The organism is Saccharopolyspora sp. NPDC050642, assembly GCF_040654735.1.
GTDB lineage: Bacteria > Actinomycetota > Actinomycetes > Mycobacteriales > Pseudonocardiaceae > Saccharopolyspora > Saccharopolyspora elongata.
In genome coordinates, this window is sequence record NZ_JBFAIN010000031.1 from 83,306 (window position 1) to 97,055 (window position 13,750).

A 13,750-nucleotide genomic window follows, 5' to 3' on the forward strand; every position below is an offset into this window, starting at 1 on the left:
ATTTTGCCTAAAACCGGGAAATTCAGCCCACGAAAGCTCCCGCTCCACCGAGCGGATTCCCGATTTTGCCTAAAATTGGAAACTCCTCATCCTCGATATTGTGCGCTTTCCCCGGGAGCATCGGCGTTGCACGTCAGAGGGCTCCGTCGACGTCGAGGGTGGGGCGGCCGTTGTGGTGGGTCAGGCGGGCCCGGATTCCGAAGACCTCTGCGAGCAGGTCCTCGTCCAGGACTTCGGTCGGGGTTCCCGTTCTGGCGACCTCGCCCTCGTGGAGGACCGCGATGCGGTCGCAGAACTCCGCCGCATGGCGGAGGTCGTGCAGCGTCATCAGGACCGTCAGGCCGTCACTCGCCAGGTCGCGGAGGAGGCGGAGGATGCTGTACTGATGCCGCAGGTCCAGGTGGTTCGTCGGCTCGTCGAGCACGAGGACCCGCGGCTGCTGCGCCAGCGCACGCGCGATCGCCGCTCGCTGCCGCTCGCCACCGGACAGCGTGCGCACATCTCGTTCCGCCGCATCCAGAAGTCCAGTGGCGCGCAGGGATTCGTCGACGATGCGCTGGTCCGCCGCCCGCATCCGCTCCAACAGGCCCAGGTGCGGCAGCCGGCCCTGCGTCACCACTTCGCGCACGGTCAACGCCGCGCGGTTCTCGGTTTCCTGCACGGTCGCAGCGAGGATCCGGGCCAGCTCGCGTCGCCCGACCTTGGTTCGCCCCGCCACTTCGATGGTTCCGGCCGTCGGCTCGATCGCCCGGTACAGCGCGCGAAGCAACGTCGTCTTGCCGCTGCCGTTCGGGCCAACCAGCCCGAACACCTCGCCCTCCCGCACCTCGACGTCCACATCGGACAGCACCGCTCTGCCGCCCAGCTCCACGCGCGCTCCGCGCACCCGCACGCTCATGCGATCCTCCGCTGCCGCCGGAGCATGATCAGGAACAGCGGCCCGCCCACCATCGCCGTGAGCACCCCGACCGGCAGTTCGGACGGCGCGATGACCAGCCGCGCCACCAGATCTGCCAGCACCAGGAACACCGCGCCCAACAGGGCCGACACCGGCAGCATCCGCCGCGCCTCGGCTCCGACCAGGAAGGTCGCCGCGTGCGGTACCAGCAGTCCGACGAAAACGATGCCGCCCGCCAAAGCGACCGCGGTCCCGGCCAGCAGCGAAATCCCGACCAGGCAGGCCATCCGGAAGGCCCGGGCGTTGAGCCCGAGCGCGGCGGCCGCGTCGTCGCCGCCGTGCAGCACGTTCATCCAGCGGCCCGCCGCCACCGCCGCGATCAGGCCGATCACCAGCACCGCCGAGGGCACCGGCAGCGACTCCCAGCGCGCGGCCCCGAGCCCGCCGGTGATCCAGAACAGCACCTGCTTGGCCTGGTCCCCGGTCGCGAAGACGTGCAGCACCAACGACGTCGCCGCGTAGGCCACCTGGCCGACCGCGAGCCCGCCGAGCACCAGCGTCGTCATCGATCCGGAGCGCCCGGCCACCGCCAGCACCACGACCAGCGCCAGCAGCCCGCCGAGGAACGCGGCCACCGGCAGCCCCAGCGCCCCGGCGCCGACGCCCAGCACCATCACCAGCGATGCCGCGAAGCCGGCGCCTTCGGACACCCCGAGCAGGTAGGGGTCGGCCATCGGGTTCGCGGTGACCAGCTGCGCGATCGCGCCGGAGAGCGCGAGCGCCGCGCCGACGACGATGCCGGTCACCACCCGCGGCATCCGCGAATCCCACACGATCGCGGCCCGCACCCGCGTCCAGTCCGCGTCGATCCAGGGCACCACCGGCTCCAGCACGATCCGCCAGACCTGGTCCAGCGGCAACCGGACCGAGCCCAGCGACACGGCCAGTCCGCCGATCACCACCAGCGCGATCAGCAGCACGGCGTGCACCAGCACCAACCGCGCCCTCATGCGCCGTGCAGGTCCCGGGCCAGCCGCTCGACGGCGTCGGGGAACCGGATGCCCTCGGTCAGCTCGACGAGCGGGATCGTGCTGAACCGCTGCTCGCGGACGGCGGGCGTGCCCGAGGCGAGCGGATGCCCGGCCAGGTACGCCTGCTTGTTCTGCACCGGAGCGGCCAGGTAATCGACGAGCACGATCGCGCGCGGGGCCCGCGCCGCCACCTGCTCCCAGCTGACGTCGGCGAAGACCTTCGGCACGTCGCCGAAGACGTTGCGACCACCGGCCCGGCGCAGCGCGTCGTGCCCGACGCCGTTGCCGCCGAGCGTGAAGGCGGCCTGCTCGCCGGAGTCGTAGACGAAGACGTCGACGGGCTCCGCGCCGCCCAGCCGCTCCTCGACCGCGCGCACCCGCTGCTCGATCCCGGCCGCGACCTGCCGTGCGTTCTCCTGCAGGCCCAGCACCTCGCCGAACATCGCGATGTCCGACAGCAGCGTGTCCATCCCCGCCGGGCTGGCGGCGCAGGACTCAGAAAGCAGCAGCGTGCGGATGCCGTTGTCCTCGAACGTCTTCCGGCTCCGGCCCTCCGTGTCGTCGAAGGCGCTGCTGTAGCCGCCGACGACCAGGTCGGGCTCGGTTTCGAGGATGCGCTCGTAGGACGGGTACTGGTCGGCGAGCAGCGGCACCCCGGCGTACGCGGCGGCCACCGATGCCGGCGGCGCGAGATCGTCCGGGTAGGCAGTGCCGACCAGCCGATCGCCCAGGCCGAGCGCCAGCAGGATCTCGGTGGCGTGCTGGTTGAGGCTCACCACGCGCTTCGGCGGTTCGGGGAACACCTCGGTGCTGCCGCAGTTCTCGACGCGCAACCCGTCGGCCTGCGACTCGGCGTTGGCGCAGCCCGCGAGGGACAGCGCGACTAGGACGAGGACGAATAAGCGGCGCATCTTGCCTTCCAGGGCGGACGAGCCTGCGCCGAAGCCGGGGCCGCGCGGGCGGCCGCGAGTCCCTGACCCCGACCGCAGACCACGGCGGTCGTTGGAGCCATCCCTCGCGAGCAGGTGATCGGGCTCGCCGCGCATCGCGCGGCCTACCGTTGCGGGTCAGCGCCGGACTTCGACCGGCTTCCCCCGCTCGCAGGGTCTGCCGAGGATGCTGCCCCACGCGTCGAACCGGGTCAACCGGGCAATTTCCTCCCACGCCGCAACGTCTTCGCTGCTCATCGCGGTCGCAGCGGGGACTCGCCCGACAGGTGAGATCAACGCCTCCATCCGGCTTAGTTGCCATAGGGTGGCAGTAGCTAGAGTCTGTCGATAGCGAAGGGAGACGCTCAATGGCGCAGCAGTACGTTCTGCCGGAGTTGGATTACGACTACGCGGCGTTGGAGCCGGCGATCGCCGGTGAGATCAACGAGTTGCACCACAGCAAGCACCACGCGGCGTACGTCAAGGGCGCCAACGACACGGTGGAGAAGATCGCCGAGGCGCGGGAGAAGGGCGACTTCTCCTCCATCGTGGGGCTGGAGACCACGCTGGCGTTCAACCTGGCGGGACACTCGCTGCACCTGGTGTGGTGGAAGATCCTCTCGCCGGGCGGCGGGGACAAGCCCACCGGCGAGCTGGCGGCGGCCATCGACGAGGACTTCGGCTCGTTCGACAAGTTCCGCGCCCAGCTGGAGGCCGTGTCGACGACGATCCAGGGCAACGGGTGGGGTGTGCTGGCCTGGGACCCGGTCGGTCAGCGGCTGATCACCCAGCAGCTGCGCGATCACCACTCGAACCTGTCGATCGCGACCACGCCGCTGCTGGTGTTCGACATCTGGGAGCACGCGTACTACCTGCAGTACCGCAATGTGAAGGCGGACTACGTCAAGCACCTGTGGAACGTCGTCAACTGGGACGAGGTTTCCAAGCGCTTCGCCGACGCCCGCGCCGGCTACAACGGCCTCCGCCTTCCCACCGCCTGACAAGCAGAACCACCGCGCCTTCGGTTCTCGCTGGTCAGAAGCCGTGAGTGCTTTGTGTTGCCTTGGCGACACAAAGCACTCACGGCCCCACCGCTCGGTGGTGAGTGCTCCGACAAGCCCACTGCCGAAACTTCGGGGCCTTCCTCAGGGAGGGCCCCGAAGTCCTTTTCCAGGCCCCTGGATACGACCGGGCCCCGGCCTCCCGCAGGAGACCGGGGCCCGATCTGTTCCCGAACTGACTACCGCTCCCACCACGAAGCGGACGCGTTTTAGGTTAGCCTAACCTTTCGACTTGGGCAACCCCGTTCTCCGCCGCCAAGCCAGCACCGCGACGCCGCCGAGCGCGGCGGCCAGCGACGCCAGCCCGCCCAGCAGGATCGGCCAGCGCGGCCCGAGCACCTCGGCGAGCCATCCCGAAGCCAGCCCGCCCAGCGGCTTTCCGCCCAGGAACAGCAGCATGTAGAGGCCCATGACCCGGCCGCGCATGGTCGGCTCCACGGCCAGCTGGACGGTCGCGTTCGCGCTCGTGGTGAACGTCATCACAGCGATCCCGACCGGCACCAGCGACGCCGCGAACAGCTCGTAGGTCGGCATCAGCGCCGCCGCGGCCTCCAGCACGCCGAAAACCCCGGCGCCCAGCAGCATCAGCCGCAGCCTCGGCACCCCGCGGCCGCTGCGCCGGGCCGCCAGCGACGCCCCGGTCAGCGTGCCGACCGCGAGCATGGTGATCAGCAGGCCGTAGCCGTCGGCGTCGCGCCCGAAGACGTTGCGCGCAATCACGGCGAAGGAGCTCTCGAAGTTCATCCCGAACGTGCCGACGAAGAACACCAGCACCATCACCACGAGCAGGTCCGGCCGCCCGCGCACGTAGCGCAGCCCGGCGCGCAGCTGGCCGCGTTCCTTCGGCGGCGGCTTGGCTCGGTGCAGCGCCGACGCGTCCATCAGCGCCAGCCCGGCGACCACGGCGGCCGAGCTCAACCCGTTGAGCAGGAACACCCAGCCGGTGCCGATCGCGGTGATCAGCACCCCGGCGATGGCCGGGCCGACGATGCGCGCCAGGTTGAACGTCATCGAGTTCAGCGCGACGGCGTTGGTGAGCTGCCGGGGCCCGACCATCTCGACGACGAAGGACTGCCGCACCGGCGCGTCGACCGCGGCGAAGCAGCCGAGCACGAAGCACAGCAGGTAGACGTGCCAGAGCAGCACGACACCGGTGACGTCGAGCAGCCCCAGCACGAGGCCGCAGGCGCCGAGCGCGCTCTGGGTGGCGACGAGCATGCGCCGCTTGTCGAAGCGGTCGGCGATGACGCCCGCCCACAGCGTCAGCAGCAGGGTCGGGGCGAACTGCAGGGCGACCGCCACGCCCAGCGCGGCCGGGCTGCCGCCGGAGAGTTCCAGCACCAGCCAGTCCTGCGCGGCGCGCTGCATCCACGTGCCGGTCAGGGAAACGACCTGGCCGGAGGCGTAGTAGCGGTAGTTGCGCTCCCGCAGGGAGCGGAACATGCCGCCGGATCGGTCCGATGTGGACGGTGGTTTGCGGTTGGCCGGATCTCCGCTCGGGTCGGTTCCCGTGCGTGCTGCGGATCGGTCAACCACGCTGGCGCGTACCGCCTCTCATCGGACTCGGTTCATCGGCCGGCCAACCGGTCGATGATCTCCGCCGCCTGGAACAGCACGCGGCGTTCTTCCTCGGTCAGGTCCGCGAGCTGCTGGTCCAGCCAGCGCTCCCGGATCGAGACTTCTTCGTCTATGCGGGCCCGGCCCGCCTCGGTCAGCTCCACGATGGCCTGCCGGCCGTCGGTGGGGTGCGCCCGACGTGCGACCAGCCCGGCATCTTCCAGGGCGGAGATCACCCTGGTCATCGACGGCGGCTGGACGCCTTCCCGGGCCGCCAGCTCGCCGGGCGTCAACGCGCCGGCCTTGTGCAGACAGGACAGCGCCGACAGCTGGGACAGCGTGATCTTCGAGTCGGTGCTCTGCGCGCGCAGCCGCCGGTTCAGGCGGACGACGGCGAGCCGCAGCCGACTCGCCAGGGTGCGCTCGCGCTCCGCGATATCGGACACGTCGTTAGTCTACCAAACTATCTCGGGGAAACGGACAAACTGATCAGGCCTAATCAGTGGCCGTCCACCATAGCCAGCCGGCGACCCCGCGCCCGGAATCGCAACCCAATCGACGCACTGCTCCGAACGGACCAATGCTGCGTCGCGCCCGACCAGGCCCCGTGTGCACTTTGTGCTGCCCTGGCGACACAACACGCGCACGGGCGATCACCTGCGCGAACGGGCCGGGTCAGATGCCGAAGAGCACGTGCAGCGGGCCGGAGCAGAAGTAGAGCACGAACGCCGCCGACACGACCCACATCAGCGGGTGCACGGTGCGGACGCGGCCGGTGAAGACCCGCAGCAGCACGTAGCTGATGAAGCCCGCGCCGATGCCGTTGGCGATCGAGTACGTGAACGGCATGACCACGATCGTCAGGAACGCGGGCAGCGCGATGCTGAAGTCGGACAGGTCGATCTGCCGGATCTGGGTGAGCATCATCGCCCCGACCACCACCAGCGCCGGAGCCGCCGCCTCCACCGGGATGATCTGGTAGAGCGGGGTGAAGAACATCGCCGCCAGGAACAGCAGGCCGGTGATCACGTTCGCCAGACCGGTGCGCGCCCCCTCCGCGATACCGGACGCGGACTCCACGAACACGGTGTTGGAGCTCGCCGAACCCAACCCGCCGGCGACCGCGCCGACGCCCTCGACGGCCAGCGCCTTGCCGATGCCCGGCAGATTGCCGTCCTTGTCGGCGAGCCCGCCCTCCTTGCCGAGGCCGGTCATGGTGCCCATGGCGTCGAAGAAGTTCGCCAGCACCAGCGTGAACACCAGCATCGCGGCGGCCAGCGCCGGCAGCCGCGTCCACGCGCCGAAGGAGATGTCGCCGACCAGCGACAGGTCGGGCAGGCCGATGACCTGCTCCGGCACCGCCGGGTAGCCGAGGTTCCAGCCGTAGGGGTTGGTGCCCTTCGACGGACCCGCGTGGAAGACCGTCTCGATGACGATCGACAGCACCGTGGTGACGGCCACGCTGATCAGGATCGCGCCCCGCACCTTGCGCGCCACCAGCACCGAGGTGAGCACCAGCCCGAACACGAACACCGCGGTCGGCCACGAGGCGATCGAGCCCTCGATGCCCAGCCCGACCGGCACGGTCGTGTTGGCGGCGTCCGGCAGGCGCCGCACGAAACCGGCGTCGACCAGGCCGACGAAGGTGATGAACACGCCGACGCCGACCGCGATCGCGGCCTTGAGCTCGGGCGGCACCGCGTTGAACACCGCCGTCCGGAACCCGGTGGCGACCAGGATCAGGATGATGATGCCGTCCACCACCACCAGGCCCATCGCCTCGGGCCAGGTGACCTGCGGCGCGATGGTCACGGCCAGCAGCGTGTTGATGCCGAGCCCGGCGGCGATCGCGAACGGGTAGTTGGCGATCAGTCCGAACAGGATCGTCATCACGCCCGCGACCAGCGCGGTGGTCGCCGCGACCTGCGAAACCGGCAGGATGTTGCCGAGCACGTCGCGCTTGGCACCGGCGTCGTCGGGCGAGGAGCTGCCGAGGATCAGCGGGTTCAGCACGATGATGTAGGCGACCGTGACGAACGTGACCACGCCGCCGCGTACTTCCCGCCCGACGCTGGACCCGCGGTCGGTGATCTTGAAATACCGGTCCAGCAGCGACTTCTTGGAAACGTCTCGATCCACCATCAGTACTTCCCGATCACCGCGCCTGCGCGCGCGTTCATTACCGGGAGTAGCCTGCCTGACGTGGCACAGGACAGCGAATCCACCCCCTCGGCGCCGGGTCACCGGCCGGTTCCGCCGCTGCCGCGGAGGCTCGCGGACCCCACGCCGGTGGTGCTGTTCGGCACGGCCCTGTGGTTCGCCGGAGTGGTGCTGTTCGGCATCCGCGACTGGGCCGGCATCCAGTTCTGGACCTGCCTGGCCGGGGGCGTGCTCGGCATCATCGGCTACGGCGTGTTCCGCTGGCAGCGCTCGGCTGCGCGCCGCGGTTCCCGGGGCGCTTGGAAGGGCCTGTCGGGACTCGACGGCTGAGCCTGCCCGATTCTGCTCCGAACAGCCCCGCGACCAGTTAGTCTGCACAGTCGACATCAAGTTCCGATGCCCTAACGCGGGAGCGCAGCACCAGTGCCCAAGCTCGACGTCGACCGACTCGAATTCGCGATCCTGGCCGAACGCGCCGATCTCAGCCGGATCCCGATGATCGCGTCGTACAGCAACTACGGGACGACCGTGAAAGACATGCCTCGCGAGTTCGAGGCGGCGGAGCAGCGGGTCCGCGATCGCGGCCTGATCAGCCCGAGCGGCGTGAACGACCGGGTCATGGAACTGCTCGGCATCTACACGCACGTGACGGTCGAATACGACCTGCGGTTCTCCTCGCAGAAGGGCAGCGAACTGCGCGCCGCGGTGTCGAAGGCGAACAAGACGGCGGTGCGCACGGTCGTCGACGGCGACCGGATCATCCTGGAGCCGGTGCACCCGAACGACCTGATCCCGTCGCTGGTGTCGGTGCTCCCGGAGCACCCGCCGGCCCGCATCCGACCGGCGCTGAGCGTGGACCTCGCCGAGATGCGCGCGGCCATGGCCGACGTGCGCCGCCGCGGGGACGAAGACCCGCAGGCGATCGAGCAGAGCCTGCGAGCGCGCGGCGTGAACGTGGCGAGCTTCCGGAAGATGACGCAGCTGCTCGAAGGCCCGCGGCTGGGCCTCGGCGAAGCGGGCGTGACGATCTGGGACGACCGCCGCCGCGAGCGCCGGGGAGACCAGACGCTGCGGATCATCGACCTACAGCAGGGCCGCACGGCGGTCTACAACAGCGGGACCCAGCGGATGTTCGCGGGGGCGGACATGAGCACGTTCACCAGGGTGCTCGGGGAGCTGACGACGAAGACCCAGCGCGAAGCGGCCTGGTAGCGACCAACGTCACTCCGCCAAAAGGACCAATCCGACAACGAGTTGGGAACCGAACCGCGCCAAGGATCGTCACACCTGTGCACGAACGGGCAAAGACCTGGCAAGCTAAGCGCGACGTGTACCTGATTCAGGGGACAAAGGGGGTAGTGAGAGGTGTCATTCTTCGACGGGATCGGCAACGCTGTCGTCACGGCGGGGCAGAAGGCCGCGCGGTCAGCGACGATCCACACCGCGATCAACTCGGGCGGTACCGCATCGGCGGCGGCGTTCCAGGTCGACATCGAGCAGATTCCAGCCCTGCTCACGGCATACAAGGACGCGCAGGACAAGCTCGACCAGATCCTGTTCAAAGCGCAGCAGCTGCAGAAAATCGCGCCTCCTGGTGACGACGAGGTGAGCGACCGACTCTCCTCCGCGCTGGGCGACATGGCAGGGCACAACGAGGGTTGCCTCTCGTGGGCCGTCGACGATGCCAAGAAGCGCCTGCAGGTGCAGATTGAGCAGCTCGAAGCCGCATCGCGCGACTACCAGAACATTGACGAAGACTCCCGTATTCGCCAGGTTTAAGGACGATCTCACGTGCAACGCCGCGCAGCATTGACCGCCTTGTCACTTCTCGCCGTCCTGGGGGTATCGGCGTGTTCCCCCGGCGGGTCGAGTAGCGAGCAGACATCGGCCGCGCCCGAGCCGACAACGGCCCCTACGTCGGCGGTGCCAAAGGTCGAGAACCCGAAGAACCTCAAGTCGACAACCGATGCTTGCCAGTTGATCACCAAGGACCAGCTGTCGCAGTTGGGTGCCGAGGGCGAGGGCAAGACGGAGCAGAGCACGTCCGAGTACGGAGAGACTCAGTGCTTCATCCGCAATGATGCCTTCGCGATCAACATCGCGATCAACACCAAGCTCGGCGGCCTGGCGAAGATCATGGATGGCGCCGATTCGAACGACAACTTCAAGCCGACGCAGGTCGATGGTTATCAGGGCGCGCGCGTCGACGAGCAGAGCACTCTGTGCCGCGTCGAGCTGGCTGTCGCCGACGACCAGTCGATTGAAGTCAACTTCAGCCTCCGCGGCGGCGACTCTCCTGAGATGAAAGACCCGTGCGGCTACGCCGAGAAGGTCACCAGCCAAGTCCTGAAGAACATCCCGAACGCTTGATCGCGTTCGTGCATACCACGACCATTACTGACAAGGGGGTGTGATCATGGTTTTACCGATCCTCGTCGGTGGTTACCTGCTCACGCGTGATTCGGACCGTGGTAACACGGACGAGATCATGCAGAAGGTGGGCTTCAACCACCCGGAGAAGTACCAGCAGATCCAGGGCGGCAAGGGCACCAACGATCTGGCCGAGTCCGTCCGTGGCTGGAAGGGCGAGATCGCCGACCTGTTTGACCGGGTTGCCAGTGACCTCGACACGGCCAACACCAAGGCGGGCCTTGCCTGGACCGGCCAAGCAGCCGAAGAACACGGCAACAAGCTCAGCCCGATGACTGACTACATCCGCGACGCCAAGGACGTTTCGACGTCGGTCGGAGACGCTGCTGAGCAGCAGGTCCAGAACTTCGGCAAGGTCAAGCACAGCATGCCTGAGCCGGTGAAGGTCGACGCGACCGACAACCTGCTCGAGAAGGGCGGCGCTTGGCTGGTCGGTGGCGAGACCGACCTGCAGAAGCAGGAGCGCGAGGCTACCGAGAAGGCTCAGGAAGCCAAGCAGCACTACGACAACTACAGCAACAGCACCACGAACGTCTCGCAGAACCTGGCCTTCTACCCGAAGGCTCCCGAGATGGCGTACGACCAGGGCTCCGGCAGCACCGGGACGAACCCGACCGTTGGCAGCATTCCCAACGGTTCCGGGATTCCCGGCGGCGGGCCTGGTGGCGGCGGTGGCGGTGGCAGCTGGGGTGGCAGCCTCGGCGGCGGCAGCGGTAGCGGTAGCGGCGGCACTGGTGGCACCGGCGGTCCCGGCGACGGTTACACGACTCCGTCGCAGAACACGTCGCAGTGGTCCTCGCCGCCCGTCACCAACGGTCCCGGCCTGCCCGTCAACCCCGGTCCCAACGTCGGCACGGGCCCGAACATGGGCGGCGGCGGGTTCGGCATGATGCCGCCCGGCGGCGGCTCCGGTTCCGGCGCAGGCGGTGCCGGTGGCGCTCGCGGGCTCGGCGCCGGTGGCGCCGGCGGCCGCGGTGCGGGCCTGGGTGCCGGCGGGCGCGCCGGACTCGGCGGTCTCGGCGGCGGTTCCGGTGCCGGCGGTGCCGGTGGCGCTGCTGGTGCGGCCGGTCGTGGTGGCGCCGGTGGCATGGGCGCTGGTGCTGCTGGTCGCGGCCAGGGCAAGCAGGGCGAGGAAGACCTGGAGCACGAGGACAAGTACTGGGTCGACACGGACGAGGCCTGGGACGACCTGGGCCTGCCCAAGGTCGCCCCGCCGGTCTTCGGCGAGTGAGCAACACCCGCTGAGGTCGACCGAAGCGAACTGGCCGCGCACCGATTCCGGTGCGCGGCCAGCGCTTTCCTTGGGCTATCTCACGGCGAAGATCGGCATCGGAGTGGTGCCGGAGTTCATGTAGGCGCCGTAAACCACTCCTTCGCCCCAATGCAGGTTGTAGTTGTCCACCAGCGTGCCCGGATCCGGAAACAGCCCGCTGATCGGTTTCGGACTGCCACCGCCGAGCGGGATCTCGAACACCTGGGACGGGTTCTCGTAGGTGTGCTGGTTGATCGCGAGCACGCTACGGCCCGTGACGGCGAACGGCATGCCGCTGACCTTCGGCCCGAGCTCCGCATCCCAGCGTTGCCTGCCGGTCTTCAGATCGACCGCCACGATCTTGTTGCTTTCGCGGTACTCGCTGACAGCCTTGCTCATCGTCGGCGCGATGAGCAGCCCATCTGCGACGAAGGCGCGATACCTCTTGCGCGCTCTGTTGTCGACCTCGTCGTTGATGGGCGCGAAGTTCAGCCGCCCTGCGGGAACCTCTTCCGGGATGGTGGTCACCTGACGCCCCGCCTCGTCGAAGACGAGCAGCGTTCGCGGGGCCTGGAAGTCATCGCTCGTCGCGATTTCGACGATCGGCGGGTCGGCAGAGATCACCCCGACCGGGCTCTGCGACTCGTACGTCGCTCGCCCGCGTTCCGCGCCGGTGGCCGGGTCCAGCAGGAGGAGCTCCTGGGCGGCGCCGTCGGTCGTGCAGTCGAGCGGGACCGCCACGGTCCGCTCGCTGATGGCCGGGCCCAGCACCCGGCAGCCCCGGTGCACTTCCTGGTCGTGGCGCCAGATCTCGTTACCGCTGGTCAAGCTCATTCCGAACACAATGTCGTGCAGCGCGAAGACCACCACGTCGCCGACGATCTCCGGGTCGGTGAAGTTCGTGGTGCCTCGGTTCTCGACGACCGGCATGTCGAACTGCCGCTTCACGGCACCGGTCTTGACGTCGATGACGGCGATCGTCGAGCAGCCGGTGCCGCCGTAGGTGTCCTTCTTGTACGGGCCGTAGGCGACCACGCCGAGGCCGTTCTTCACCTCGTGGCTCATGCCGCAGAACCGGCTCATTTTCGCGTCGTCCCCGGCCCGCAGCGGCGGTTCCAGGTCCCAAGCGTCTTCGCCGGATTCGGCGTGGAACGCGTCGAGCCAGTCTTCGTGCATCACGGCGACGATGCCGTCAGAAGCCCAGCTGTTGAACGGCTTCTCCTCCATCGTCGGGCTTTCTTTCCAGAGCAGCGTCGCCGCCTGCCGCTGGTCCTCATCCCTCGGGCCGTACCTGGCGCGCAGCGCGAGCCATCCGGCCACGCCGCCGCCGACCAGGACGACGACTAGCCCGATGATCAGGAGCGGCACCCACGTCCGGCGCTTCTTGGGCGGCATCGCCGGGTACTGCGGCGGGTAGGGCTGCTGTGGATAGGGTTGCCGGCCTTGGTTTCCCGGCCAGCCTTGATGAGTCACTTCGACATGCTCCCCTCGGCATGAACGCGCTCGCGCAGAATCGGAGCGCTCCCCCAAAAACGACCTGTCACCAGGCCAGATAGCATTATGCCCGACCGAGATGCCGGAAATGCGATCTTCAGCCGAACGTCACGGCCGCACATCTATTCGTCCACTTCGGACTTCGGCTGCGCACACGCCGCAGGTCGGGCGGCCGTCTCGGGCGGTGACGTCGTCGGGGGCCGTCATCACGCCGCAGAGCGCGATCAGGTCCCGGCCTTCGCGGCGTGGGTCCTCGACCGGGATCACGTGGTTCTGGTAGCCGAAGGCGGCCCAGTAGCCGACTCGCTCTTCGGGGCCGTTCTCGGTCGATCGCGTCATCGCGTTCTCCTTGAGCCGCTGGGTTTTGGCCGGTGACCGGGCGCGTGGGGTCGGGGGTATCGCGCCCGGTCACCGGGGTGGGCCGGTGCGGGTGGGGGTTGGGGGACGTCACCGCACCGGCCCTGCTCGGGTCTCGTGAGTGCTGGCTCCGGTAAGAGCCGGAGTGAGCGCTCACGAGCTTTCAGGGCCGCAGGTGGTGGCGCCCGGTGGGCTCATCGGGGTCAGTAGTGGGGAATTCCGGCGGTATGCGGGGATGTTCGCGTTCCGACCCGTATTCTTCTCGGGCTTCCGCTTCGATGTCGGCTATGAGATGCCAGACCGTGTAAGCACCTTCGCCACCGCCCGCATGCTGCCCCGTTGTCGCGAAGGCAATCGCCCGCACGGGGATCTGAGTGGTGAGCATCGCGAGGATCAGCAGGTTGAACAGGACGAACGTGCTGAGCTGAATCCAGAACATTGGCTTCTCCCTATCGTTGGCGCTTCCGCTGGGCAGTGGTCGTGAGTGGTTGTGGCTGCTCTAGCGGCCACGCCTTGCGCTCCAGCACCGTGAAGTGCTCCTCGCCCAGCCGCTTCCGGACCACGTCGACGCACGGGTCCGC

General features: G+C 68.6%; 15 protein-coding genes and 1 riboswitch. Of the genes, 6 read left to right on the plus strand and 9 right to left on the minus strand.

Annotated elements, in window-relative coordinates:
- Positions 1 to 133: 133 nt before the first annotated feature.
- Genes AB0H93_RS33410 through AB0H93_RS33420 form a run of 3 tightly spaced genes read right to left on the minus strand, consistent with a single transcriptional unit; the run spans position 134 to position 2,840 of the window.
- A complete protein-coding gene (locus AB0H93_RS33410; protein WP_358578304.1) occupies positions 134 to 898 on the minus strand; it encodes an ABC transporter ATP-binding protein in 765 nt (254 codons plus the stop codon).
- Positions 895 to 1,908, minus strand: a complete 1,014-nt coding sequence (locus AB0H93_RS33415; protein ID WP_358578306.1) for an iron ABC transporter permease — start codon at positions 1,906 to 1,908, stop codon at positions 895 to 897. Before AB0H93_RS33415 ends, AB0H93_RS33410 begins: the two co-directional genes overlap by 4 nt.
- Positions 1,905 to 2,840 (minus strand): ABC transporter substrate-binding protein, encoded by a 936-nt coding sequence (locus AB0H93_RS33420; protein ID WP_358578308.1) that lies wholly within the window; start codon positions 2,838 to 2,840, stop codon positions 1,905 to 1,907. Before AB0H93_RS33420 ends, AB0H93_RS33415 begins: the two co-directional genes overlap by 4 nt.
- A 91-nt stretch (positions 2,841 to 2,931) precedes the next feature.
- A riboswitch (cobalamin riboswitch) is annotated at positions 2,932 to 3,046 on the minus strand.
- Positions 3,047 to 3,226: 180 nt separating this feature from the next.
- Between AB0H93_RS33420 and AB0H93_RS33425 the strand changes: the two genes are divergently transcribed.
- Positions 3,227 to 3,859, plus strand: a complete 633-nt coding sequence (locus AB0H93_RS33425; RefSeq protein ID WP_358578310.1) for a superoxide dismutase — start codon at positions 3,227 to 3,229, stop codon at positions 3,857 to 3,859.
- Between the two features lie 279 nt (positions 3,860 to 4,138).
- Here the strand turns inward: AB0H93_RS33425 and AB0H93_RS33430 are convergent, their stop codons facing one another.
- From AB0H93_RS33430 to AB0H93_RS33440, 3 genes are all read right to left on the minus strand, one after another.
- Complete coding sequence (locus AB0H93_RS33430; RefSeq protein ID WP_358578312.1) at positions 4,139 to 5,362, minus strand: MFS transporter; 1,224 nt, start codon at positions 5,360 to 5,362, stop codon at positions 4,139 to 4,141.
- Between the two features lie 125 nt (positions 5,363 to 5,487).
- On the minus strand, positions 5,488 to 5,922 hold the full coding sequence (locus AB0H93_RS33435) for a MarR family transcriptional regulator (protein WP_358578315.1): 435 nt from the start codon (positions 5,920 to 5,922) through the stop codon (positions 5,488 to 5,490).
- Positions 5,923 to 6,151: 229 nt separating this feature from the next.
- A complete protein-coding gene (locus tag AB0H93_RS33440; protein WP_358578318.1) occupies positions 6,152 to 7,618 on the minus strand; it encodes an NCS2 family permease in 1,467 nt (488 codons plus the stop codon).
- 60 nt (positions 7,619 to 7,678) lie between these two features.
- Here AB0H93_RS33440 and AB0H93_RS33445 point away from each other — a divergent pair, with 60 nt between their 5' ends.
- The 5 genes from AB0H93_RS33445 (at position 7,679) to AB0H93_RS33465 (ending at position 11,297) form a co-directional block, all read left to right on the plus strand.
- Positions 7,679 to 7,966, plus strand: a complete 288-nt coding sequence (locus AB0H93_RS33445) for a DUF2530 domain-containing protein (RefSeq protein WP_093268532.1) — start codon at positions 7,679 to 7,681, stop codon at positions 7,964 to 7,966.
- 93 nt (positions 7,967 to 8,059) lie between these two features.
- Entirely contained in the window at positions 8,060 to 8,848 is a 789-nt protein-coding gene (locus AB0H93_RS33450) for an ESX secretion-associated protein EspG (protein WP_358578320.1), read from the plus strand.
- Positions 8,849 to 9,001: 153 nt separating this feature from the next.
- On the plus strand, positions 9,002 to 9,415 hold the full coding sequence (locus AB0H93_RS33455; RefSeq protein WP_358578322.1) for a hypothetical protein: 414 nt from the start codon (positions 9,002 to 9,004) through the stop codon (positions 9,413 to 9,415).
- Positions 9,416 to 9,427: 12 nt separating this feature from the next.
- Positions 9,428 to 10,006: a DUF3558 domain-containing protein gene (locus tag AB0H93_RS33460; RefSeq protein ID WP_358578325.1), complete on the plus strand. Its 579-nt coding sequence runs from the start codon at positions 9,428 to 9,430 to the stop codon at positions 10,004 to 10,006.
- A gap of 46 nt (positions 10,007 to 10,052) precedes the next feature.
- Positions 10,053 to 11,297, plus strand: coding sequence for a hypothetical protein (locus tag AB0H93_RS33465; protein ID WP_358578327.1), 1,245 nt, complete (start codon positions 10,053 to 10,055; stop codon positions 11,295 to 11,297).
- 75 nt (positions 11,298 to 11,372) lie between these two features.
- Here AB0H93_RS33465 and AB0H93_RS33470 read toward each other — a convergent pair whose 3' ends face one another.
- From AB0H93_RS33470 to AB0H93_RS33480, 3 genes are all read right to left on the minus strand, one after another.
- A complete protein-coding gene (locus tag AB0H93_RS33470) occupies positions 11,373 to 12,791 on the minus strand; it encodes a PQQ-binding-like beta-propeller repeat protein (RefSeq protein WP_358578329.1) in 1,419 nt (472 codons plus the stop codon).
- A gap of 129 nt (positions 12,792 to 12,920) precedes the next feature.
- The gene (locus AB0H93_RS33475; protein WP_358578332.1) at positions 12,921 to 13,151 is read right to left on the minus strand and encodes a hypothetical protein; all 231 of its coding nucleotides are present in this window, start codon (positions 13,149 to 13,151) and stop codon (positions 12,921 to 12,923) included.
- Positions 13,152 to 13,332: 181 nt separating this feature from the next.
- Positions 13,333 to 13,608: a hypothetical protein gene (locus tag AB0H93_RS33480; RefSeq protein ID WP_358578334.1), complete on the minus strand. Its 276-nt coding sequence runs from the start codon at positions 13,606 to 13,608 to the stop codon at positions 13,333 to 13,335.
- Positions 13,609 to 13,750: the final 142 nt, after the last annotated feature.

Bases quoted from the DNA above. Each gene is read 5' to 3' on its own strand.
- AB0H93_RS33410 (WP_358578304.1), bottom strand. From the start codon at position 898: ATGAGCGTGCGGGTGCGCGGAGCGCGCGTGGAGCTGGGCGGCAGAGCG.
- AB0H93_RS33415 (WP_358578306.1), bottom strand. From the start codon at position 1,908: ATGAGGGCGCGGTTGGTGCTGGTGCACGCCGTGCTGCTGATCGCGCTG.
- AB0H93_RS33420 (WP_358578308.1), bottom strand. From the start codon at position 2,840: ATGCGCCGCTTATTCGTCCTCGTCCTAGTCGCGCTGTCCCTCGCGGGC.
- AB0H93_RS33425 (WP_358578310.1), top strand. From the start codon at position 3,227: ATGGCGCAGCAGTACGTTCTGCCGGAGTTGGATTACGACTACGCGGCG.
- AB0H93_RS33430 (WP_358578312.1), bottom strand. From the start codon at position 5,362: ATGTTCCGCTCCCTGCGGGAGCGCAACTACCGCTACTACGCCTCCGGC.
- AB0H93_RS33440 (WP_358578318.1), bottom strand. From the start codon at position 7,618: ATGGTGGATCGAGACGTTTCCAAGAAGTCGCTGCTGGACCGGTATTTC.
- AB0H93_RS33465 (WP_358578327.1), top strand. From the start codon at position 10,053: ATGGTTTTACCGATCCTCGTCGGTGGTTACCTGCTCACGCGTGATTCG.
- AB0H93_RS33475 (WP_358578332.1), bottom strand. From the start codon at position 13,151: ATGACGCGATCGACCGAGAACGGCCCCGAAGAGCGAGTCGGCTACTGG.
- AB0H93_RS33480 (WP_358578334.1), bottom strand. From the start codon at position 13,608: ATGTTCTGGATTCAGCTCAGCACGTTCGTCCTGTTCAACCTGCTGATC.